General features: G+C 65.8%; 17 protein-coding genes. 7 read left to right on the top strand and 10 right to left on the bottom strand.

Features of this window, described 5'->3' with window-relative positions:
* Both GRX31_RS29130 and GRX31_RS29125 read right to left on the bottom strand, forming a co-directional pair.
* Positions 1 to 2,299: penicillin-binding protein 1A (locus tag GRX31_RS29130; RefSeq protein WP_160856025.1), on the bottom strand; the 2,299-nt coding region annotated here is incomplete at its 3' end.
* A 163-nt stretch (positions 2,300 to 2,462) separates the two neighbouring features.
* The gene (locus GRX31_RS29125) at positions 2,463 to 3,032 is read right to left on the bottom strand and encodes a ferritin-like domain-containing protein (RefSeq protein WP_017405563.1); all 570 of its coding nucleotides are present in this window, start codon (positions 3,030 to 3,032) and stop codon (positions 2,463 to 2,465) included.
* A 233-nt stretch (positions 3,033 to 3,265) separates the two neighbouring features.
* Between GRX31_RS29125 and GRX31_RS29120 the strand changes: the two genes are divergently transcribed.
* From GRX31_RS29120 to GRX31_RS29110, 3 genes are all read left to right on the top strand, one after another.
* Positions 3,266 to 3,772 (top strand): glutathione peroxidase, encoded by a 507-nt coding sequence (locus GRX31_RS29120; protein WP_074920877.1) that lies wholly within the window; start codon positions 3,266 to 3,268, stop codon positions 3,770 to 3,772.
* A gap of 119 nt (positions 3,773 to 3,891) precedes the next feature.
* Positions 3,892 to 4,956 carry an asparaginase gene (locus tag GRX31_RS29115; protein WP_016449874.1) on the top strand — a complete coding sequence of 355 codons (1,065 nt, stop codon included), beginning with the start codon at positions 3,892 to 3,894 and terminating at the stop codon, positions 4,954 to 4,956.
* A 113-nt stretch (positions 4,957 to 5,069) separates the two neighbouring features.
* Positions 5,070 to 5,528, top strand: a complete 459-nt coding sequence (locus GRX31_RS29110; protein WP_047217847.1) for an RDD family protein — start codon at positions 5,070 to 5,072, stop codon at positions 5,526 to 5,528.
* A gap of 102 nt (positions 5,529 to 5,630) precedes the next feature.
* Here GRX31_RS29110 and GRX31_RS29105 read toward each other — a convergent pair whose 3' ends face one another.
* The 4 genes from GRX31_RS29105 to sbcD all read right to left on the bottom strand — a co-directional run bounded on the left by GRX31_RS29105 (position 5,631) and on the right by sbcD (position 12,238).
* Positions 5,631 to 6,239, bottom strand: coding sequence for a hypothetical protein (locus tag GRX31_RS29105; protein WP_126311121.1), 609 nt, complete (start codon positions 6,237 to 6,239; stop codon positions 5,631 to 5,633).
* Positions 6,240 to 6,445: 206 nt separating this feature from the next.
* Positions 6,446 to 7,384 carry a GSU2403 family nucleotidyltransferase fold protein gene (locus tag GRX31_RS29100; RefSeq protein ID WP_083393557.1) on the bottom strand — a complete coding sequence of 313 codons (939 nt, stop codon included), beginning with the start codon at positions 7,382 to 7,384 and terminating at the stop codon, positions 6,446 to 6,448.
* 82 nt (positions 7,385 to 7,466) lie between these two features.
* The gene (locus GRX31_RS29095) at positions 7,467 to 10,964 is read right to left on the bottom strand and encodes an AAA family ATPase (RefSeq protein ID WP_160856023.1); all 3,498 of its coding nucleotides are present in this window, start codon (positions 10,962 to 10,964) and stop codon (positions 7,467 to 7,469) included.
* Positions 10,961 to 12,238 carry an exonuclease subunit SbcD gene (gene sbcD, locus GRX31_RS29090; protein WP_160856021.1) on the bottom strand — a complete coding sequence of 426 codons (1,278 nt, stop codon included), beginning with the start codon at positions 12,236 to 12,238 and terminating at the stop codon, positions 10,961 to 10,963. The genes GRX31_RS29095 and sbcD overlap by 4 nt, the downstream gene beginning before the upstream one ends.
* Before the next feature lie 135 nt (positions 12,239 to 12,373).
* Here sbcD and GRX31_RS29085 point away from each other — a divergent pair, with 135 nt between their 5' ends.
* Positions 12,374 to 12,760, top strand: coding sequence for a VOC family protein (locus tag GRX31_RS29085; protein ID WP_012202828.1), 387 nt, complete (start codon positions 12,374 to 12,376; stop codon positions 12,758 to 12,760).
* A gap of 139 nt (positions 12,761 to 12,899) precedes the next feature.
* Here the strand turns inward: GRX31_RS29085 and GRX31_RS29080 are convergent, their stop codons facing one another.
* Both GRX31_RS29080 and GRX31_RS29075 read right to left on the bottom strand, forming a co-directional pair.
* Positions 12,900 to 13,301: a hypothetical protein gene (locus tag GRX31_RS29080; protein ID WP_016449868.1), complete on the bottom strand. Its 402-nt coding sequence runs from the start codon at positions 13,299 to 13,301 to the stop codon at positions 12,900 to 12,902.
* Between the two features lie 32 nt (positions 13,302 to 13,333).
* Positions 13,334 to 13,975 carry a peptidoglycan recognition protein family protein gene (locus tag GRX31_RS29075; RefSeq protein WP_016452080.1) on the bottom strand — a complete coding sequence of 214 codons (642 nt, stop codon included), beginning with the start codon at positions 13,973 to 13,975 and terminating at the stop codon, positions 13,334 to 13,336.
* A 368-nt stretch (positions 13,976 to 14,343) separates the two neighbouring features.
* Here GRX31_RS29075 and GRX31_RS29070 point away from each other — a divergent pair, with 368 nt between their 5' ends.
* The 3 genes from GRX31_RS29070 (at position 14,344) to GRX31_RS29060 (ending at position 17,445) form a co-directional block, all read left to right on the top strand.
* Positions 14,344 to 14,955 carry a class I SAM-dependent DNA methyltransferase gene (locus tag GRX31_RS29070; RefSeq protein WP_016449866.1) on the top strand — a complete coding sequence of 204 codons (612 nt, stop codon included), beginning with the start codon at positions 14,344 to 14,346 and terminating at the stop codon, positions 14,953 to 14,955.
* Positions 14,952 to 15,863 (top strand): tRNA-uridine aminocarboxypropyltransferase, encoded by a 912-nt coding sequence (locus GRX31_RS29065; RefSeq protein ID WP_160856019.1) that lies wholly within the window; start codon positions 14,952 to 14,954, stop codon positions 15,861 to 15,863. The genes GRX31_RS29070 and GRX31_RS29065 overlap by 4 nt, the downstream gene beginning before the upstream one ends.
* 433 nt (positions 15,864 to 16,296) lie before the next feature.
* Complete coding sequence (locus GRX31_RS29060; RefSeq protein WP_016449864.1) at positions 16,297 to 17,445, top strand: acyltransferase family protein; 1,149 nt, start codon at positions 16,297 to 16,299, stop codon at positions 17,443 to 17,445.
* 81 nt (positions 17,446 to 17,526) lie between these two features.
* On the opposite strand, the gene GRX31_RS29055 is transcribed toward GRX31_RS29060, so the two are convergent.
* Positions 17,527 to 18,174: a DUF924 family protein gene (locus tag GRX31_RS29055; RefSeq protein WP_160856017.1), complete on the bottom strand. Its 648-nt coding sequence runs from the start codon at positions 18,172 to 18,174 to the stop codon at positions 17,527 to 17,529.
* Between the two features lie 200 nt (positions 18,175 to 18,374).
* The gene (yjjJ, locus tag GRX31_RS29050) at positions 18,375 to 19,727 is read right to left on the bottom strand and encodes a type II toxin-antitoxin system HipA family toxin YjjJ (RefSeq protein WP_160856015.1); all 1,353 of its coding nucleotides are present in this window, start codon (positions 19,725 to 19,727) and stop codon (positions 18,375 to 18,377) included.
* Positions 19,728 to 19,848 lie beyond the last annotated feature (121 nt).

Below are 19,848 nucleotides of genomic sequence, written 5' to 3'. Positions count from 1 at the left end.
GTTCAGGGGTCGGCGCCAGCTCCGGGGTGGTGGGTTGGCCGGGCTGGGCGGGCGGCGGCTGGTCAGGCCACCAGTCCTGCATGCGTTCGCGCAGGCGGCCGACCATGTCGGACCACCAGTGGCTTTGTTCGGGCGGCTCGAAGCGGGCCTTGGCGTCGATGACGGGGCTGCGCAGGGCGCGGGACATGAAGTCTCCCACCATGGGCAGGGCGCTGCGCGAGCCCTGGCCCCAGCGGTCGCTGCGCAGGGTGATGCGCGGGTCGTTGAAGCCGGCCCAGGCGCCGGTGACGATTTCCGGGTGCATGAGGATGAACCAGCCGTCGGCATTGCCCTGGGTGGTGCCGGTCTTGCCGGCCACGTCGGCGTGGATGCCGTAGCGCTGGCGCACGGCCACGGCCGTGCCTTTGTCCACCACGGCGCGCAGCATGTCCACCAGGGCGTAGGCGTGGTCTTCGTCCAGCGCGCGCTCGGGCTTGGGCGGGCTGAATTCGGCGATGACCTTGCCGTCGGCGTCCTCGATGCGCGTGACCATCATGGGTGGCAGCCAGCGGCCACCGTGGGCCAGGCTGGCATAGGCGTTGACCATTTCCAGCAGTGACACCGGGCTGCTGCCCAGGGCCAGGGCGGGAACCTCGTCCAGCGGGCTCTGGCGCACGCCCAGGGCGCGCGCCAGGCGTGCCACGCGGGCGGGGCCCACGGACTGCATGACTTCGGCGGTGATGGTGTTCTTGGAGTAGGCCAGGGCGTCGCGCAGCGTCATCTCGCGGCCCGTGGGGGGCGTGGCGTCGGTGGGGCGCCAGACTTCGCTGCCGGCCAGCTGGATTTCCACGGGGCTGTCCACGCGCTTGTCGTCGGGGGTGGCGCCCTGCTGCAGCGCGGCGCCATAGACAAAGGGCTTGAAGGTGGAGCCGGGCTGGCGCCGTGCCTGCTGCACGTGGTCGTAGGCGTCCTGCGTGAAGTCGCGGCTGCCTACCCATGCCAGCACTTCGGAGGTGGCCGGGTTCAGCGCCACGAAGCCTGCCTGCACGCGGGTCTTGTCCTCGCGCAGCTGCTTCATGAAGGCCTTGTCGGCCAGCAGGGCCTTGAGGGTATCTTCCTCGCTGTCCTTGTCCGTTGCCTTGTCCTTGCCTTGGCTGTCCGCGCGTTTGCGCGCGGCACGCCAGGCGGGGGTCTCTCGCACGAGTTGCTGCACCAGCGGGTTGGAGGCGTTCCAGCCGTCGCGCTGGCTCCAGGCGCCATTGGCCACGCCCTGCAGCGTGCGCGTCTGGCGCGCCACGGCCTGGTTGGCCCAGTTCTGCAGGCGCGAGTCGATGGTGGTGTGCACCACCAGGCCATCGGTGTAGATGTTGTAGTCGTTGCGGTCGGCCCAGTCGATCAGCCACTTGCGCAGATGCTGCGCGAAGTGCGGCGCCATGCCCAGGGGCTCTTCCTGGCGCTCGAAGTTGATGCGCATGGGACGCTTCTTGAGCTGGGCGAACTCGGCCTCCTGCAGCACGCCGCGCTTGACCATTTGCGACAGCACCGTGTTGCGGCGGTACAGCGCGCGGTCGGGGTTGAGCACGGGGTTGTAGTAGCTCGTGCCCTTGAGCATGCCCACCAGCGTGGCGCTTTCCAGCACCGTCAGCCGCGCGGCCGGCTTGTCGAAATAGGTGCGCGCCGCCATCTCTATGCCGAAGGCGTTGTAGAGGAAGGGCACGGTGTTCAGATAGGTCTCGAGGATCTCGTCCTTGGTGTAGAGCGCCTCGATCTTGAAGGCCGTGATCGCCTCCTTGAGCTTGCGGTTGAGCGTGGGCGCGCGGCCGATTTCGGTCGGGTACAGGTTGCGTGCGAGCTGCTGGGTGAGGGTGGAGCCGCCCTGCGGATCGCCGCGCAGCGTGTGCACCACCGAGCCCAGCGTGCGGCGCCAGTCCATGCCGTGGTGCTCGTAGAAGCGGTGGTCCTCGGTGGCGATCAGCGCCTTGATCACCGAGGGCGACATCTCGTCGAGCTTCACCCACTGCCGGTTGCTGCGCTTGAACTGCGCGAGCTGCTTGCCATCCGCGCTCATGATCTGGGCTGGCTGCTCCAGCTTGGCCTTGCGTATGTCGCGGATGCCGGGCGTGAACGGGATCAGGGCCAGCACATACAGCGCGAACAGCAGCGGCAGCGCAGCGGCGAACAGCAGCCATTCGCGCCGGGTGGGCCAGCGGTGCCACCAGGGCAGGGCCGCCACGCGCTGGCCGATGCGGCTGGCCAGCAGCCTTTGCCAGGCTGCGAGCACAGCGTCGGGCAGCTTCAAGTCATTGAAAGAAAAGCGCATATTGCAAGACGGCCCTGATGACAGGACATCAGGGCCGATAGGGCGGGACCATTCCGCGAAGGCTAGAGAATGCCCAAAAAAACGGCACCCCGCTCGCGCGGGGTGCCTTGCCTATGGGCCAAGCCCCGGTATTGTCGGGCTGGCGTGTACTGGCGGGAAGTGCTTATTTCTCCAGCCAGTCGGACAGCTCGTCCGCATGCTCCTGTTCCTGCTCCAGGATGGATTCGATCAGCCGGCGCGTGGTCGGGTCCTTGTCGCCGATCAGGTCGATCATCTGGCTGTAGGCCTCGATGGCCACGCGCTCGGCGATCAGGTTGGTGCGGATCATGGCCTTCAGGTCCGTCTCGCCGTTGTAGTCGGCATGGCTGCGCTGGGTCAGCGTCTGGGGGTTGAAGTCGGGCTCGCCGCCCAACTGCACGATGCGCTGGGCCAGCTTGTCGGCGTGGGCCATTTCCTCGTTGGCATGGACCAGGAACTCGTCGGCGATGGCCGGCGAGGCCAGACCCACGGCGGTGAAGTGATGGCGCTTGTAGCGCATCACGCACACCAGCTCGGTGGCCAGCGAGTCATTGAGCAGCTTGATGATGTCCTCGCGCCAGGGCCCGAAATGCGGGGTCACGGCGCCATCGTCCAGGCTGCGCTTGGCAGCCTCCAGGGCCTTGGGGTCCAGCGCCAGGTGGCCGTTGCCGGGGTTGGATTTGGCTTGCTTCGTGGGGGTGCTGTTGGCGTTCATACAGGTGGTCTCTTCATCGTGGGACGGAAACTACGGCAGGCATGCGCCTATGCGGCTTGTAAACACCTGCCAGCGAAACGGGACCAGGCGGGCCGCTGTGCCCGCCTGTTGCCTTCCAAGGTAAGTTTTTGGCCGCCTGCTGTCTGTGAGACAAGTCCGCATCCCCATGCCCGGCCAGCGCGCCCCCGGGTGTCCCGGCGCTACCATGGATGCTCCACTCCAGGAGCACCCGCATGAATGACACCGCCGCCGCGCCCCGCTCGGCCTACGACTTCGAGGCCACCTCCATCACGGGCCAGGCCGTCCCCCTGTCGGACTACCGTGGCAAGGTGCTGCTCATCGTCAACACCGCCAGCGCCTGCGGCTTCACTCCGCAGTACGCGGGACTGCAGGCGCTGCATGAGCAGTACGGCGAGCGCGGCCTGGTGGTGCTGGGCTTTCCGTGCAACCAGTTCGGTTCCCAGGAAAAGGGCAGCGAATCGGAAATCGCCAATTTCTGCGACCTGAACTTTGGCGTGCGCTTCCCGCTCATGGGCAAGATCGACGTCAACGGCGCCAATGCCCACCCGCTGTACCGCTGGCTCACGGCCGAGGCGCCGGGCGTGCTGGGCACCAAGGCCATCAAGTGGAACTTCACCAAATTCCTCGTCGGCCGCGACGGCCAGGTCATCCGCCGCTATGCGCCGCAGGATGCGCCGGCCAAGCTGTCCACGGACATCGAGGCCGCGCTGGCGCTTTGATGCGTTGATGCGCGCTGATCGCGCCTGTCCATCGGGGTTTCACGCAGGGCCGGCAGCGCGGGCCGGCCGCACGCCATGGTTAGCATGCTCCTTGACATCACAACAAGGAGACAACACCCGTGAAAGCCTTCCGCCGCACCGCCCTCGCCCTGCTCACTGCCTGCACCCTGCCCATGATTGCTACCAGCGCCGCCGCCCAGGACAAGCCCGTGGTCCAGTTCATTGCCACGGGCGGCACCATTGCCATGAAGATCGACCCGGTCAAGAACGCGCCCGTGCCCGCGATCTCGGGCGATGACCTGCTGGCCACCGTGCCCGACGTGGGCAAGTACGCGCGTATCCAGGTCAACAACCTGTCCAACGTGCCCTCCGACTACATGGACCCGGCCCGCTGGGTGCAGCTCACCCAGGCCGTACAGGCCGCCCTGGCCCGCCCTGAGGTGGCCGGCGCCATCGTCTCGCACGGCACGGACACGCTGGAGGAGACCGCCTTCTGGCTGGACCTGACCGTGCAGTCGTCCAAGCCCGTCGTGCTCATCGGCGCGCAGCGCAATGCCTCGGTGTCCGACTTCGACGGCCCGCGCAACCTGCTCAACGCCGTGCGCATCGCCGTGGACCCCAAGGCGCGCGACAAGGGCGCCATGCTGGCCATGAACAACCAGATCAATGCCGCGCGCTACGTCACCAAGACACACACGGCCAACGTGGAGACCTTCCGCTCGGGTGAATTCGGCTTTCTGGGCGAGGTCTACCCGGACCGCGTGAACTTCGCCTCCGCCCCCGCGCGCCGCCAGCACCTGCCCATCCAGGCGCAGACCATGCCCGAGGTGGAAATCTTCCCCATGTACGGCGGTGCCAACGGCCAGGCCGTGCGCCAGGCGGTGGACCGTGGCGTCAAGGGCATCGTCATCGACGCCCTGGGCATGGGCAACATGAACGTCGCCATGCTCGATGCCGCCAAGTACGCCATCGGCAAGAACGTGCCCGTGGTCGTCAGCACGCGCGTGCACAACGGCCGCGTCATGCCCAGCTACGGCTTCGAGGGCGGCGGCAAGACCTCGTTCGAGGCCGGCGCCGTCATGGCCGACGACCTGCGCGCGCCCAAGGCGCGGATCCTGCTGATGCTGGCGCTGCAGTCCGGCGTGACGGGGCAGAAGGACCTGCAGGCGGTATTCGATCGATAGTTCGACCGACAGGCCGCCGCAACGCTGCCGCGCAGGCCCTGGCCTTGCGCGGCATTTCTGGCGGGGCACCGAGGTGGCACACTGGCAGCCCCATATGCCAACCAGGGCGCACCATGCAGGATGACGATCTCGAATACGTGGGCTTCTGGGCCCGCACCGGCGCCGCGCTGATCGACACCGTGATCCTGCTCGTGCTCATGCTGCCGGCCCTGATCTCCATCTACGGATGGGAATACCTGGAGTCCGAAAAACTGTTACACGGCCCGGCCGATTTCGTCATCTCCTGGGTGCTGCCTGCCATTGCCGTCGTCATCTTCTGGATCAAGAAACAGGCCACGCCGGGCAAGATGATCATCTCCGCCAGGATCGTGGACGCGCAGACCGGCGCGGACATGAGCACACGGCAGGCCGTCATTCGCTACCTGGCCTATTTCGTGTCCATCATCCCGCTGTGCCTGGGGCTGATCTGGGTGGCCTTTGACCCGCGCAAGCAAGGCTGGCACGACAAGATTGCGGGCACCGTGGTGGTCAGGCCCAAGCACCGGGGCGTGCAGCCGGTGAAGTTCCACTGATATCCATATCGCACTGCTCCAGCGCGCTGGCCGTTTGTGCCTCGGCCTGCTTCAACGCCTTCTGGCTGTCTGCCAGGTTGCGGGCAAGGCCCGCCCCGTGGCTCAATCCTCTTCCAACCCCGGCTCGTCCACCACGAAGCCCGAGCCGTCCTCGTCGCAGAACACGCATTGCTGCACGAAGCTGTCCATGCTGCTGGCGTGGAACCAGATCAGGCCCTGGTCTTCGTCGCAAAGCATGTCGGTCTGCTCGTCCACGCTGGCGGCGGCAAAGCCGCTCAGTTCCATTTCTTCGAGGAACTGCTCCAGGTCCTCGCAGCCCGCAAACAGCTCATGGTCCAGGCTGCCGATGCGGCCCTTGAAGGCGCCGTGCAGCACTTCCACGAAGGGGTTGCCGCCGGGGTCATGGCCAATGACCATGAAGTGCGCGGCAAACAGGTTCTCGCGCTGGTGGTCCTCCACGTCGCAGTGCTCCGAGCCTGCGCGGAAGTGGTGCAGGGTGCGCAGCCAGGCGTGGTTGTCGCCGGTCTCGTCGTCGGCCTGCAGGTAGTCCTCGCGGTCGGGCGCCGCTTCGAGCCGGTCGAAGTCCAGGCCGTTCTGCGTGATCAGGAACTGCGCGTAGGCGTCGGAGAAGCCTTGCTCGGCCTGGTATTCGCGCACCGCCTGGGCGTCGGGCAGGGCCAGGCCGAAGGGATTGGGAAAGCGCACTTGCATGGAGCGGTCCTTGAAAAGGAGTGAACGGCGGCCAGGCAGGCCGTGCCCGCAGGATGGTGCAGGCGTTGGGCGGCAGTTTGGTGACAGTTCTGTATTGAGCTGCAGAGCAGAGCAAAGCAGTGGCACGCAATGACTTCCCATATGTGCGTTGAACCCAGGCCTGCCTGCTCACAAATTGCACAGGTCTCAGACGTATCCGAAAGCACTCATAGAGGCAAGTACCCGTCCACCAGCGCTTGCACCACGTCCGCTTGCAGTACATCCCGCCTGCGCTTGATGGCCTCTCGCTCGCGCAGGCCGGCCATCCATCGCTTGAACGCGACGAAGGTTGCCGGGTGGACGGTATGCATGCGCGCCATGGCTCCATTGCTGGCGACGATGACGGCTGAAAACGGTGGCGCATCCAGCAGCACGTTGGCACGCCTGGCCTGGGCCACCCAGAAGTCTTCCTCGGCGTCGCTGAGTTTGATGGGGTGGGGATCGTCTGCCACACGTTCGCGACGGATGATGTCCACTTCAAAACCGTCTTTGTTGACGGCCGTGTAGAGCTGGCTTTTGCGCAGGCGGAACGTGCTGTCCACCTTCTTCAGTACGCCGAGCATGGAGCTGTCTACGCGGGCGAGTTGCGTGGCAAATTGCAGCCGCTTGCGGGTATCCCACAACAGGTCCATGTCGCGCGTGGCCAGGGCATCTGCCTGTAGCCGCAAGCCGGCTGCTGCCTCGTACGCGTAAAGCGCATGCGTTCCTACCACGCGAAAGTGCGGACTCAGCCCGGTGATCGACAGACGGTTGAGCAGCTCCACCACCAGCGGGTCCACCCTGCCTACGCGCAGCGCACGATTCAGTCGCTGGTGCTGGGCCAATGCGGCCTTGAGCCCGGCCAAACGCTCGGCGCTTTTCTGTTTGCGCTGCATGAAGCGTTCATAGATGGCTTCGGTTTCCGGCGTGCGAAGACCGAGGCTGGTTTCGGCGCCCGCAGGCGTGGTGCGGATCAGGTAGCTGGATTGAGGAGACGACGCCGGACCCGCATGCCAATACATGCCACCGCGTACTTGAGCCCCTTCATCCCGGGCTTCTTCCAGGGCTTCGAAGGTGGATACGGCGTCTATGTACTGGCGGGCCGCTGATGGCTGGAGGTCTTGCATTTCGGTATTTTTTTGAGAATTTCTCTTTTATACCGAAATTCTTTTAAAAACAACAGCCTAAGAGATTTTGAAACGCTTCGGATCACGAAGAAACCACCAGCCTCGAATGCCCCACGCCACCGCCTTTCTCCACCCGCACCTGCACGGCGATGCGTTCCTTGAGCGCCTCCACGTGGCTGATGATGCCGATCATCTTGCCGCTGTCGTTGAGCCGGTCCAGCGCGGTGAGTGCGATCTCCAGCGTGTCGGCATCGAGCGTGCCGAAGCCTTCGTCGAGGAACAGGGAGTCGATGGAGGTCTTGTGGCTGACCAGGTCGGACAGCGCCAGGGCCAGGGCCAGGCTGACGAGGAAGGCCTCGCCGCCCGATAGCGTGCGCGTGTCGCGCGGGGTGTCGCCCTGCCAGCTGTCGACGATGTCCAGTTCCAGCTCGCCCTCGGGCTTGCGGCGCAGCAGGTAGCGGCCGTGCAGGCGCGACAGGTGGAGGTTGGCCAGGTGCAGCAGGTGGTCCAGCGTGAGGCCTTGGGCAAAGCGCCGGTATTTGTCCCCCTTGGCCGAGCCGATGAGGCCGTCCAGGTGCTGCCACAGCTCGCTGTCGCTGGCCTGGGCCGCAATGCGCTCGAACAGGGCCTGCTGGCCCTGGCGGCGGCGCTGGTCGTCGGCCAGCTGGGTGCGGGCGCCGCCCAGTTGTTCGCTGAGTGCGTTGCGGCGTTCCTCCAGCGTTTGCAGGCGGGCCTGGATTTCTTCGGGCGCCGCCTCGGTCAGGGCCTGGGCCTGCAGTTGCGCGTGCTCGCGCTGTGCGGCTTCGAGCAGGGTGGCAGCGCGCTGTTGTGCCGCCTGCAGTTGCTGGCGCAGCGCGACCAGGCGCTGGCGTTCGGGTGCTGGCAGCAGGGCCTGCAGGTAGGCGGGTTCGTCGGCAAAGGGGCTGGTGCTCAGGGCGGCCTGCCATGCGGATTCGGCCTGGGCCGCTTCCTCGCGCTGGCGGGCCAGCGTGGCCTGGGCCTGTTGCTGCTGGCCTTGCAGGGCATCCTGCTGCCGCGTGAGAGCGGCGATGTCGCTGGCGCATTCGGCCAGGGCCTGCGGCAGCTGTTCCAGGGGCGGCAAGGGCAGGGAAGGCGGCTCTGCCACAGCCGTATCGACGGGATGGTGCTGCGCCGTTCTCTGCACCTCGCACTGTGCCTCCCACTGTGTTTCCGACTGCTTTTTCCAGCGCTGCGCATCGGCCTCGGCCGCCTCGCATTCCTTGCGCTGCAAGGCCATCGATTGGGCCAGTTGCTGCAGGTCGTGCCGGGCCTGCTGCCAGTGCTGCCATTCGGCTTCGCGCGCTTCAAGCCAGGGCTGGGCGTCGTCGGGCAGGGTGTGGCCGGCCTCGCCGAGCGAAGCCTGCAACTGCGCGTTCAGCGCCTGGGCTTCGGCCTGCAGGCCGGCGATGGATTGCTGCAGTTCTTCGCGGCGTGCGCTGTGGTCGGCCAGGGCCTGCTGCTGCAGCGCAAGCTGGCCTTGCGCGGTCTGCAGTGTCTGGCGGCTGTGCTGGGCGGCGTCCTTGGCCTGTTGCACGGCCTGCTCGCCTTGCTCGGCGGCCTGCACGGCGCGCTTGAGCGTGTCCAGCTGCCGGGCGCAGGCCTGGGCCGATGCGGCGAGGGTGTCGGCCTGTTGCCAACTGTCTGGCGCGAGTTGCAGGGGTTGCGTGAGGCCCTGCCATGTGTCGTTCCATGTGTCGTGCCAGCGTGCGATGTCCTGTTCCAGTTCGTCGGCCTGGCGCTGGCGCGCCGCCTGCGCGGCCGTGGTGGCGGCCAGCGTGGCGCGGGCGGTTTCGCCCTGGGTTTGCAGGGCGTCGAGTTCCTCCTGCTTGCGGCGCAGCGCGGCTTCGGTGGCCGAGGCGTCCAGCGCTTCGTAGGCGGCCACGGCCGGGTGCTCTTGCGCGCCGCACAGCGGGCAGGGCTGGCCGGGCTGCAGGGCGTGGCGGTGCTCGGACAGGCTTTGGATGCGCTGCTCCTGGGCCAGCAGTTTTTGCTTGTCGCGGACCTGTTCTCGCACGTCTATGTAGCGCGCGCGCAGGGCTTGCCAGGTGTCCGTCTGCTGCTGCGCCAGTGCTGTTCCTTCGCGCAATTCCCGGGCCAGTGTCTGTTGCTGGCGCGCAAGTTCGCGGCGCTGCGCGGCCTGGGTTTCTGCCTGGCGCCACAGGTGCAGGCGGTCCTGCTCTGCCTGCTCGCGCGCGCGCAGCTCGGCCATGCCGCCGCTGCCTTGAAGGCGCTGCGCCTGTTCGTCCTGCGCGTGCTGGAGTGCGGCGCTGGCGCGGGCCTGGGCATCGGTGGCGGCTTGGACCTGGGCCGCGCCGGCTTCGACGCTTTGCGCCATGCGGGCCTGTTCGGCATCCAGCTTGCGCAGGGCCTGCTGCTGGTGGGCCGCCTGCTGTTGCTGGCTGGCGCGCAGCTTGAACTGCTGGCGCCAGCTGCCCAGGCGCTCGCCCAGCAGGGCATGGGCTGCATGGTGGGTGCAGAACTGTTCCAGCGTTTGGTGCTCGGCCTGCTGGCGGGCCAGGGTGTCTTGCGCAGCCTGGGCCAGGCGGGCGGACAGGGCCTGGGCATGGCGGTGCTGCAGCAGCAGGCGGGCCTGGGTCTGCTGTTCGTGCTCGCGCAGTTGCTGCAGTTGCTGGCGGCTGTCATCGCAGGCGGCGGTGCTGCGCTGCCAGGCCTGGTGCAGCGGCTGCAGCGCTTGAGCAGGCTCGTCGTTGGCCAGTCTTTCCAGTTCGGGCGTGGCCTGCTCCAGTGCCTGGGCGGCGTCTGCGCAGCCGGTGCGGGCGGACTGCAGTGTCTGGGTGGCCTGGGCCAGTTGCTGCTGCCATTGGTGCTGGGCCTGGGCGCGCAGGTAGTCGGCCTGCAGCGTGGCCTGCTCCGTCACCAGGCTGTCGGCCTGGGCCTGCAGGGCATCGCGCGCCCCGGGCGTCAGCAACTCCACGCCATCGGCCTGGGCCTTGAGCTGGTCCAGGCGCTGGCGCGCATCGCGGGCGCGTTCGAAGACTTTCTGCGAGATGAGGCCGTAGATCTCGGTGCCTGTCAGCTCTTCCAGCAGGCCGGCGCGCTCATTGGCATTGGCTTGCAGAAAAGCCGCAAAGCCGCCCTGGGCCAGCAGCATGGACTTGGTGAAGCGATCGAAGTCCAGCCCCGTGATGGCGGCGGTCTGCTCCAGCTTGTCGCGCGTCTGGCTGCTGAGGATGCTGCCGTCGCCCCGGGCCAGTTCCACCTTGGGCGCCTGCAGCGCGCCATCCACCCTGTCGCGTGCGCGGCGCTGGCTCCAGAAGGCGCGGTAGACCTGTCCCTTGACCTCGAATTCGACCTCGGCCAGACAGTCGGCCGTGTGGCGCGTCATGAGGTCGTTGGCGGATGCCGAGATGGTCTTCAGGCGCGGTGTCTCGTGGTACAGCGCCAGGCAGATGGCATCGAGCAGGGTGGACTTGCCCGCGCCCGTGGCCCCGGTGATGGCGAACAGGCCGTTGCCCGCGAACGGTGCCTGCGTGAAGTCGATGCGCCATTCGCCCTTGAGCGAGTTGAGGTTCTTGAGCCGCAGCGTAAGGATCTTCATGCGCGGGCCTCCTCGCCGTGTTCGCCGGCGCCTGGGTGGGGCGCATCAAGCCCGGCCACCACCTCCTGGTAGCGCCGGGTGAGGGCCTGGGCCAAGCCAGGCTCCAGTGTTTCCAGCGCCAGGCGGCGCTCGAAGACGTCGGCGGGGCTGATCTCGTGCAGCGACTCGCCAGCGGCGGCGGCCATGCCGGCCACCGCCCGGCCGCGCTGGCGCCGCACGCGCAGCAGTTCCACGGGCAGCTCGTCGGCCAAGGCCTGCACGCGGTCGGTGAGCTGGGGCAGGTAGTCGTCCTGCTCCACCACCACCTCCAACCACACGGGCCGTGCAGGGCTGCCGGCCTGGGCGGCGGCGCGCATCAGATCCGGCAAGGCGGTCAGGCTGCCTGCCACCGAGGCCATGGGCTGAAAGCAGGGAACGGGCAGCGGCGTGACGGCCTGCAGCCCTTCGGGGCCCAGGTCCACCAGCAGCATCTGCTTGGACTGGCGGGCCTCGTCAAAGCTCAGCGCAATGGGCGAGCCGCTGTAGCGGATGTGCTCCAGGCCGCCCACTTTCTGCGGCTGGTGGATGTGGCCCAGGGCCACGTAGTCGGCGGGCGGAAAGGCCGAGGTGGGGAAGGCGTCCAGCGAGCCCACATAGATTTCGCGCACGGACTCGCTGCTGCTGGCGCCCACGGTGGTGAGGTGGCCCGTGGCGACGATGGGCAGGCGCTCGCCGCGTGTGGCGGCCAGCGCATCACGGCGAGCGATGGCGGCGTCGTGCACGTTGCGGTAGCAGGCCTCGATGGCGGCCTGCAGCGCCTGCTGTTTTTGCTCGGCGCTTTGGCCCGCCTGGCTCAGCATCACGTCGCGCGGGCGCATGAAGGGCAGGGCGCAGACGATGCAGCCAGGCATGGCAGGCTGGCCCGGCCGGCGCCGCAGCGGCAACTCCACCACGTGGCTGGCCGCCTCGCCCACGGCGGCCACCACGGTGGTGTCCAGGCAGGCCAGCAGCTCGCGGCTTTCGGCCAGCGTGGCCACGGAGTCATGGTTGCCGCCCAGCAGCAGCAGGGCCACGCCCGCCGCGTGCAGGCGCACCACGAGCTGGCTGTACAGCTCGCGCGCATAGCTGGGCGGCGCGCCGGTGTCGAAGATATCGCCCGCGATGAGCACGGCATCCACCGCCTGGGCATCGACCTGCTCCAGCAGCCAGTCGATGAGCGCGGCATGCTCTGCCTGGCGGCTCTTGCCCATGAAGTGCTGGCCCAGATGCCAGTCGGAAGTGTGAAGAAGGCGCATGGTTTCGGTATCGCGGGGTCCAATGTCCGCCGGCTCTGGCGGGGGCGACAGTATGGTCGCTGGCGCGCATGGGTGACAGCAGGACGGCTTGCCGCAGCTAACATCCCGGTTCGCATCAACCAAGGAGACACAGGCATGTTCAGCCACGTCATGGTCGGGGTCAACGACCTCGAAAAATCCAAGCAGTTCTACGACGCATTCCTGGGCGCGCTCGGCATTGCGCCGGGCATGGCCAACAAGAACCGCTATTTCTACCGCAGCGCGGGCGGCACGTTTGCCATTTCCACACCGATCAACGGCGAGGCCGCCTGCCACGGCAATGGCGCGACCATCGGCTTTGCGACGCAGTCGCCCGAGCAGGCCGACGCGGCCCATGCCGCCGCCGTGGCAGCCGGGGGCGTGACCTGCGAGGATCCGCCCGGCTGGCGCGAGGCTTCGCCCGGTGGCCGGCTGTACTTGGCCTATGTGCGGGATCTGGATGGCAACAAGCTGTGCCTGTTGCATCGGCCGCCGAAGGCCTAAGTTTCTGACCGTGCCGGACGGTGTTTTTTCGGGGCTGGAGCCCTGACGTCGAAACGCCAAAATGCAAATAGCCGATGTGCCATAGCTGCACTCGGCTGTTTTTATTGCGATTGGCCAACGTGGTGCCGCGCCAGAACAATCACCATTGAAATGGCTTGAACTTGCATTTTGGGCAGTGCAATACCGTCTTGTCCCTGCCCTCCAGGAACAGCGCACCGCCCCGGAACTGGTTGATGCTCCAACTTCCACGGCTGCCATCGCTGAATGCGATTTCGCCGCTTGCATAGCAGGGCGACCAGTCTAGCGTGTAGTGTGCGTCGTTTTCGTTGGTGGTTTTTGCCTGTTGAAAATAACGGCGCACCTGGGAGATGGTCAGGACAAAGTTGGCGCAACTCACCGCTGGGTCTTTTTCGACGGGCGATTTGGCCGCGTTTTCCTGGATGGTGATCTGGCTGATCTTGGGAAGTATCAGTGGGCACAGTGGCGGCTCGAACTCTGAGCCTTTTGTGCATTGATTGGCGGCGGAGGCGGTGCTAGCCATAACAACTAGCAGGGGTAAAGTTAATAGTGATCTCACCATTTTGCTGAAATCGCTTCCGTAGGATTTTTTCTAGAGACTTCTGGGTGCCTGAAAACTTCGCTCATAGATATTCTTAGTGTCAGCGTTAATTCCGCGATAAGCCACTGTAGTGCATTGTTCTGCTCGCTTGTAACGGCCTGATAAGTTTTCTTTTCGTCTGGTATGTTCCCGCCACGAGGAAGTGCTTCACCTACCAATTCAATGCCAATGCTGTCTTGGTTGGCCGGAAATCGTGCTGGAACCTTTTTCAGCATCTCGCGCTTGTTCTCTTGGGTTGGATTGAAGCGTTGTAACGATTTTAATTCAACTGGCGTGCATCGCTTTTCCAGTAAACAACGCGCTTTTATTTTGCCAATGTGCCATGTTTGTTTGTAAAGGGAAGCGGTTTGATATATTGTTCCATCTTTCTCTATCAGGAAATGTGCTCCATTTGCTGATGGGTTTTTGTAACTATCAATTGAAGACTGTGCTGTCGATCCTCCAGTTTGATGAACAATGATGCCATGAATTTCCTTCATTTCACCACGTTCAATGGTGGGTGCGATGGCTCGCTTTATAAGGGAGTGGATTGCTATTCCATTTCTATCAATTATTAGCATTTTAGTACCAATGATGTAGGCCTGCCGATGGCCCATGGGTGTTAATTTGGTATTTTGCTGGATATCGTAATTGCCGTTGATATGTTAGCCATGATGGGTATTGAGTGGTTGGGTTGAATTTGTAAAATTATGCAATCCTGATCTTTTTGTCATATCTCGCAGTTTTTTAGATGTTTGGGCGGCTGTTGTTGTGATCTGATATGCAAATCAGTCTGTCTTGCGGAGTAGCAACTGTCTTGGCTTATGCGGGCGATCAAGAAATTGGTCGACAACCGGACAGGCCCGGCCTCGGAAAAAAGCATCACCCGGCAGGGGCAAAAAACACGCGTTCCCATACCCACTGCCCTCTGCGCCATACTCCCGCCCGAACGCGCCCACCGGGCGCTCACCCCCAAGGAGAATGCGTGCAATCAGCAAGTGACCAGTGGTTCGACGAGGCGTACTACCAGCGCTACTACTTCGACAAGAAGACCAGCGTGGTCGACACCGAGCATGTGAACCGGCTGGGCGCTTTCGTGTGTTCCTATCTGAACTATGTGCGGGTGCCGGTGCGCCGCGTGCTGGATGTGGGCTGCGGCATCGGTCTGTGGCGCGAGGCGGTGCAGCGCCACTTCCCCGGTGCCAGCTACCACGGCGTGGAGTTCAGCGAGTACCTGTGCGGGCGCTTCGGCTGGGAGCGCGGCTCGGTGGTGGACTATGCGGCGCATGATCCTGCAGAGCCCTTCGATCTGGTGATCTGCCAGGGCGTGCTGCCCTATCTGAGTCCGCCGGATCTCAAGCGCGCGCTGGCCAATCTGGGGCGGTTGAGCCGAGGCGGCCTGTATGTGGAGGCGGTGGCGCGCGAGGATTACGAACGCGGCGTGATCGATGAGGATCTGACCGATCCGCGCCTGTTCCGCCACCGGGCCGATCTGTACCGGCGCGGGCTGGCCGAGCATTTCAAGGAACTGGGCGGCGGCGTGTGGCTGAGCCGCCGCGCCGAGCTGCCGCTGTTCGAGCTGGAAAGCGTGGGATGAGCATGGAGCTGCCTGACCAGGCTCCGGCGTCTCCGGTGCCCCTGTCCTATTTGCGTGGCGTGGATTCGGGCGTGGCACCGCATGCGGTGTCGCGCCTGCGCACGCAGCGGCTGGCGCGCAGCACGCGGCCGTTTCTGTCGCGCGGCGGGCCGCGCGGCGAGCGCTGCGAGGGTTGCCGGCTGCGGCCTTCGCACTGCATCTGCGCGCTGCGGCCCATGCTGCCGACGCGGGCAGGCTTTTGCCTGCTGATGCACGATGCAGAGCCGCTCAAGCCCAGCAACACGGGCTGGCTGATCGCCGATGTGGTGGAGCAGACGCACGCCTTCGGCTGGGCGCGCACCGAGGCCGATGCGGGCCTGCTGGCGCTGCTGGCCGATCCGCAGTGGCAGCCCTATGTGGTGTTTCCCGGTGAGTTCGTAAAGCCGCCGCATCGCGTGGTGCACACGCTGCCGGTGCCCCAGGCCGCGGTCATGCCGGGCCAGGAGCGGCGCCCGCTGTTCATCCTGCTGGATGCGACCTGGCCCGAGGCGCGCAAGATGTTCCGCAAGAGCCCTTACCTGGACCGCTTTCCGGTGCTGAGCCTGCACCCGGATCAGGTCTCGCAGTACCGCCTGCGCCGCTCCCAGCGCGAAGACCACTTCTGCACCAGCGAGGTGGCCGCCCTGTGCCTGGAGCTGACGGGCGATGCGGGCGACCGGCGCGCGGGCCGCGCGCTGGAGAGCTACCTGGCGCTGTTCACCGAGCACTATCTGCGCGCCAAGAACCAGCAGCCGGTGCAGGCAGAAAGTGCCGCGCACCGGGGTCTGCAGGACGCCGTCTCATCCCGCTGTACGCCTGAAGAAAAAAAAACGATAGCGGTAAACGCTTGTGTTCATTGGGATTGGCGTCGTTTTGTTCCAAATTGTTGACGGCACATCCATCGCACCGGCCCGGTGTGCGCCGGCGGCTTCACGGGGTGGAATGGGCCAGGGTGCAGCGGCGCCAGCACAAACCTCCTGTTACGTTCTGGCTGCAGGGCGCCTCCCATACTCGCGGCGTGCGAAGAAAGGCGGGTGGACGGCAGGGCGGGGGCATCGGATCCCGGGCTGAATGTCCATCGAACCTCGTCCCCGGGCGGTGATGGCTAGAATCGGATTTCGCTGAAATTCATCGGCCTGGCCCCGCTCAAGCGGGGCTTTGTTCGTGCACGCAGGGCTGCCCGTCGAGGTGGCCCGCATCCTCAGGGCGCGCCGCACCGCGGCACGCGGATTGCTGTTCACCGCATCCGCCGGGAACCTTGGGACGTGCCGTCTCTCTTATCGCGCTGGACCATGCGTTGCACCCTTCGGGGCCGGCTGCGCCATGGCCGCGTGCTCCATTTTCTTGGGGTTTGTTCATGGCTCGGGGCCCATTGCTCCGGCGTTGGAAAGGTGTCCGGTTTTGGTGGTCAAGGATTTCAAACTGCGCTACAACCCCGCCCTTGACGGGCTGCGGGGCGTGGCGATCCTGTTGGTGATCTTGTCGCACTCCCATGCGCCTCTGTTTGATGGCGCGTTCTTCGGGGTCGACCTGTTTTTCGTGCTCAGCGGCTATCTGATCACTTCGCTGCTGCTGATGGAGAACGATTCCGAGGGCCGCATCGGCTTCTGGCGCTTTTACCGCCGCCGCTTCTTCCGCCTGATGCCGGCGCTGGCCCTGTTTCTGGCCGCGTACTGCATCTTCGCGCCCATGCTGTGGCCGGACCTGAACGACATCTACTCCGATGCGCTGGTCTCCATCCTCTATCTGGCCGACTACGGCATCGCCTTCTTCGACAGCCCGGACACGCTGCTGCACATGTGGTCGCTGTCGGTGGAGGAGCACTTCTACCTGATCTGGCCGCCGCTGCTGGTGCTGCTGCTGCGCTTTTCCAAGCCGGGCCGCCTGTGGCGCCCGATTGCCCTGCTGTGGGCGCTGAGCTGGCTGTGGCGCGTGTATTGGGTGGACCAGGGTCAGCACTTCTATGAGATCTTCTTCCGCTTCGACACCCGCGCCTCGGGCCTGTTCGCCGGTGCGCTGCTGGCGGCGCTGATGATCGAGCGCCCGGACTTCATCGCTGCGCTGAAGGCGCGCATGCACCACGCCATGTGGGTGCCGCTGGCCGTGCCGCTGTTGATGGCGCTGCAATGGGACAACCAGGACGCCATGGTCTGGGGCATCACCGTGGTGGAGTGCGCGGCCGTTGTGCTGCTGGTGGCGGTGAGCCAGGGCTCGGGCCTGGTCTACGACATGCTGTCGTCGCCCATGCTGGTGAAGCTGGGACGCCTGTCCTATGGCGTCTATCTCTGGCACTACCCGGTGGTGCGCTATCTGCGCGCCGACTTCTCGTGGCCCGTGGTCGTGGTGCTGGGCCTGGCGATCTCGGTGGTGCTGTCGGCGCTGTCCTTCTACACCATCGAGCGCTGGGCGCTGCGCATGCGCGATGGCGAGCGCAAGGGCGGCGAGCGCCAGCCGCAGGCGCAGCCGGCCTGAATGCCGGCAGCGCGCCGAAAGCAAAAAAGGGAACGTTGGCACGTTCCCTTTTTTTGTGGGTGAAGGAGATCCGCTGCGCTCTCAGAACCCTGCGCCGGGCTGGGACAGGTACTGCAGTTCCTCGGGCGTGCTGGTGCGGCCCAGGATGGCATTGCGGTGCGGAAAGCGGCCGTAGCGCACGATGACGTCGCGGTGCCTGTGGGCGTAGTCCAGCGTGCCGGCCAGGAACTCGCGCACGCCCTCGCCGCCAGTGTCACCGGCCTGGTCGGCCAGTGCCTGGAAGGCGGCCACGCTGCGGTCCTGCAGGGCCAGGTCCTCGGCATGCTCCAGCGGCAGGTAGCAGAAGATGCGGGCCACGGCGGGCAGGTCGGCATGCCGGTCATGGCCCTGGGCGATGCCGTCCATCGCCAGCTGCAGCGCCTTCGGATCGCCCGCAAAGCTGCGCGCCGTGCCCCGGAACAGGTTGCGCGTGAACTGGTCCAGCAGCACGATCAGCGCCAGCCTGCCCAGCGCCGTGCCGGCCCAGGCGTCGAGTCGGCCGGCCAGCGCGTCTTCGACCAGGGCACCGAAGCGCTCGCGGATCTGGTTGTCGGTGGCATCGGACTTGATGAACCACAGGTTCTTGCAGGCCAGGGCGCTCGCATTGTCGGGGCGGGTGGAGCCCAGCCAGTAGCCGAGCACGTCGGCAATGCGGGGGTCTGCGGCGGAGGAGGGTGCAATGCTGGTCATCGGGGGCCCGTGTCTGGTCGGATGAGGAAAGCTTCGATTGTGCAGGCGGTGGCGGGCCGAGGCTGTGGATGGCCGGTTCTCCGCAGATGGATAACAGTTTGTGCAGAGGTTTTTCCAACCAATATGCACAGATTTTTCAAGAGGATTTCTATTGGTTATCAACAGGTGGTGTCATTGATTTTATTGGAGGTGCTTGAAAATCAAGCGGCAATGGCATCAAGATTGCTTTCGGCAATACTGCGGAATTCCCCGGAGATGCGCGCATCCTGCGCCACGGCCCGCCAGAAGCGCCGCGCCAGTGCCTGGGCGCGCGGCCATTCGGCCAGCGTGGCGGCCGTGGGTCGCGGGGGCTGGGCGCTGAAGTCGCGCTCCACGATCTCGCCATTGATGGGCATGTAGAGCATGGGCAGCATGTCGTAGGTGGGCGACAGCGCCCAGTCGCCCTGCGGCTGCGGCAGCACGAAGGAGATGTTGCCGTAGTGCCGGTCGGTGTTGGCGATGAGTTGGCCGTAGGCCTCGAGCAGGCGCAGGCTGCGCGCATCGGTCTCGGTGATGAGGCCACGCGCCGCCAGGCGGCTGGCCGTGGCGGCCCAGTTGTCCACCTCGCCCACGTACTGGGCATTGAGCACCTGCAGGGAGACCATGCCTATGCGTCCGGGGTTGCGGTCCGGCGGCGGTGCGCAGCCCGGCTCGGGCTGGCTGCGATCGAAGCGCTCCGATTCGAGAAAGGCCCGGCCGCCATCAATGAACAGCCGCGTGCGCGCGGCGGGCAGGCCGTCTTCGGCCAGGGTCTGCAGCGCCAGATGCTCGCAGACCAGCAGGTCGCGTATGCGCTGCTCGGCCGGCGCGTCGCCTGCCGGGGAGAACTTGACGATGACGCTGCGCCCGGCCGTGGTGCAGCAGAACTTGGGCTGCTCGCCGCCCGCCGACGAGCCCGGATGCGTGCCCTGCATGGCCTGCATGGCCAGGCGCGGATACTCGGCCGGCGACTCGGCGCGCAGCGCGCGGGAGGGCAGGGTGTGGAAGCGCTCGAACGCGGCTTCGCCCACGATGAGGTTGCCCGGCAGGTCCTCGCCGAATCGGGCCAGGGCGCGCAGCACGTCGTCCTCGCCCCATTGGCGCGGGTCGCCGCCCAACTGCAGTTCGGGATGGCTGTGCGCAAAGGTGCGGCCGATGAAGCCCTGGGGCCGCATGTCGTCCAGGAACCAGGGCAGGCCGTCGTGCTGCTCGCTGAGGCCATCGGCCTCGTCCACCCAGAAGCCGCCGCCGTGCAGCGCGATCATGCGGCCGAAGGGCGATGCGTGGCCTTCGGTATCCACGCGCATGATGGCCACCTCGGCGCCCACGCCCGTCACCTGGCGCGGCAGCACATAGCGCTGCGTGCGCGCCGCACCCACCTTGCGCACCTGGCCCGACCGGATCAGCGGCGCCAGCGCGCGCGACACGGTGGGCTGGCTCACGCCCAGCATCTGCTGCAGCTCGCGCGCCGCCAGCGCACCGCCCTGGCGGCGCAGTGCCGCCAGTACCTGGGTGGAGAGGTCTTCCAAGGCCATGGGAATCAATTGATGAATGAATAAAAATAAGGGGTAATTTATTGAAAATCAATGATTTATGCAAATCAATGAATGAATATATGAATAGATTCATGCGCCGGTGGAGGGCCGTGCCCAAGGC

Source organism: Delftia sp. CH05 (genome assembly GCF_009827015.1).
GTDB classification, from domain to species: Bacteria; Pseudomonadota; Gammaproteobacteria; order Burkholderiales; family Burkholderiaceae_C; genus Comamonas; species Comamonas tsuruhatensis.
Note: the sequence above shows the minus strand (reverse complement) of the source record. Positions and strands in the feature narration are given on the sequence as shown.

Excerpts from the sequence above, each read along its gene's own strand:
- GRX31_RS29125 (WP_017405563.1), bottom strand. The coding sequence starts at position 3,032 with ATGAACGCCAACAGCACCCCCACGAAGCAAGCCAAATCCAACCCCGGC.
- GRX31_RS29120 (WP_074920877.1), top strand. The coding sequence starts at position 3,266 with ATGAATGACACCGCCGCCGCGCCCCGCTCGGCCTACGACTTCGAGGCC.
- GRX31_RS29110 (WP_047217847.1), top strand. The coding sequence starts at position 5,070 with ATGCAGGATGACGATCTCGAATACGTGGGCTTCTGGGCCCGCACCGGC.
- GRX31_RS29105 (WP_126311121.1), bottom strand. The coding sequence starts at position 6,239 with ATGCAAGTGCGCTTTCCCAATCCCTTCGGCCTGGCCCTGCCCGACGCC.
- GRX31_RS29100 (WP_083393557.1), bottom strand. The coding sequence starts at position 7,384 with ATGCAAGACCTCCAGCCATCAGCGGCCCGCCAGTACATAGACGCCGTA.
- GRX31_RS29095 (WP_160856023.1), bottom strand. The coding sequence starts at position 10,964 with ATGAAGATCCTTACGCTGCGGCTCAAGAACCTCAACTCGCTCAAGGGC.
- sbcD (WP_160856021.1), bottom strand. The coding sequence starts at position 12,238 with ATGCGCCTTCTTCACACTTCCGACTGGCATCTGGGCCAGCACTTCATG.
- GRX31_RS29085 (WP_012202828.1), top strand. The coding sequence starts at position 12,374 with ATGTTCAGCCACGTCATGGTCGGGGTCAACGACCTCGAAAAATCCAAG.
- GRX31_RS29080 (WP_016449868.1), bottom strand. The coding sequence starts at position 13,301 with ATGGCTAGCACCGCCTCCGCCGCCAATCAATGCACAAAAGGCTCAGAG.
- GRX31_RS29075 (WP_016452080.1), bottom strand. The coding sequence starts at position 13,975 with ATGGGCCATCGGCAGGCCTACATCATTGGTACTAAAATGCTAATAATT.
- GRX31_RS29065 (WP_160856019.1), top strand. The coding sequence starts at position 14,952 with ATGAGCATGGAGCTGCCTGACCAGGCTCCGGCGTCTCCGGTGCCCCTG.
- GRX31_RS29060 (WP_016449864.1), top strand. The coding sequence starts at position 16,297 with ATGGCCGCGTGCTCCATTTTCTTGGGGTTTGTTCATGGCTCGGGGCCC.
- GRX31_RS29055 (WP_160856017.1), bottom strand. The coding sequence starts at position 18,174 with ATGACCAGCATTGCACCCTCCTCCGCCGCAGACCCCCGCATTGCCGAC.
- yjjJ (WP_160856015.1), bottom strand. The coding sequence starts at position 19,727 with ATGGCCTTGGAAGACCTCTCCACCCAGGTACTGGCGGCACTGCGCCGC.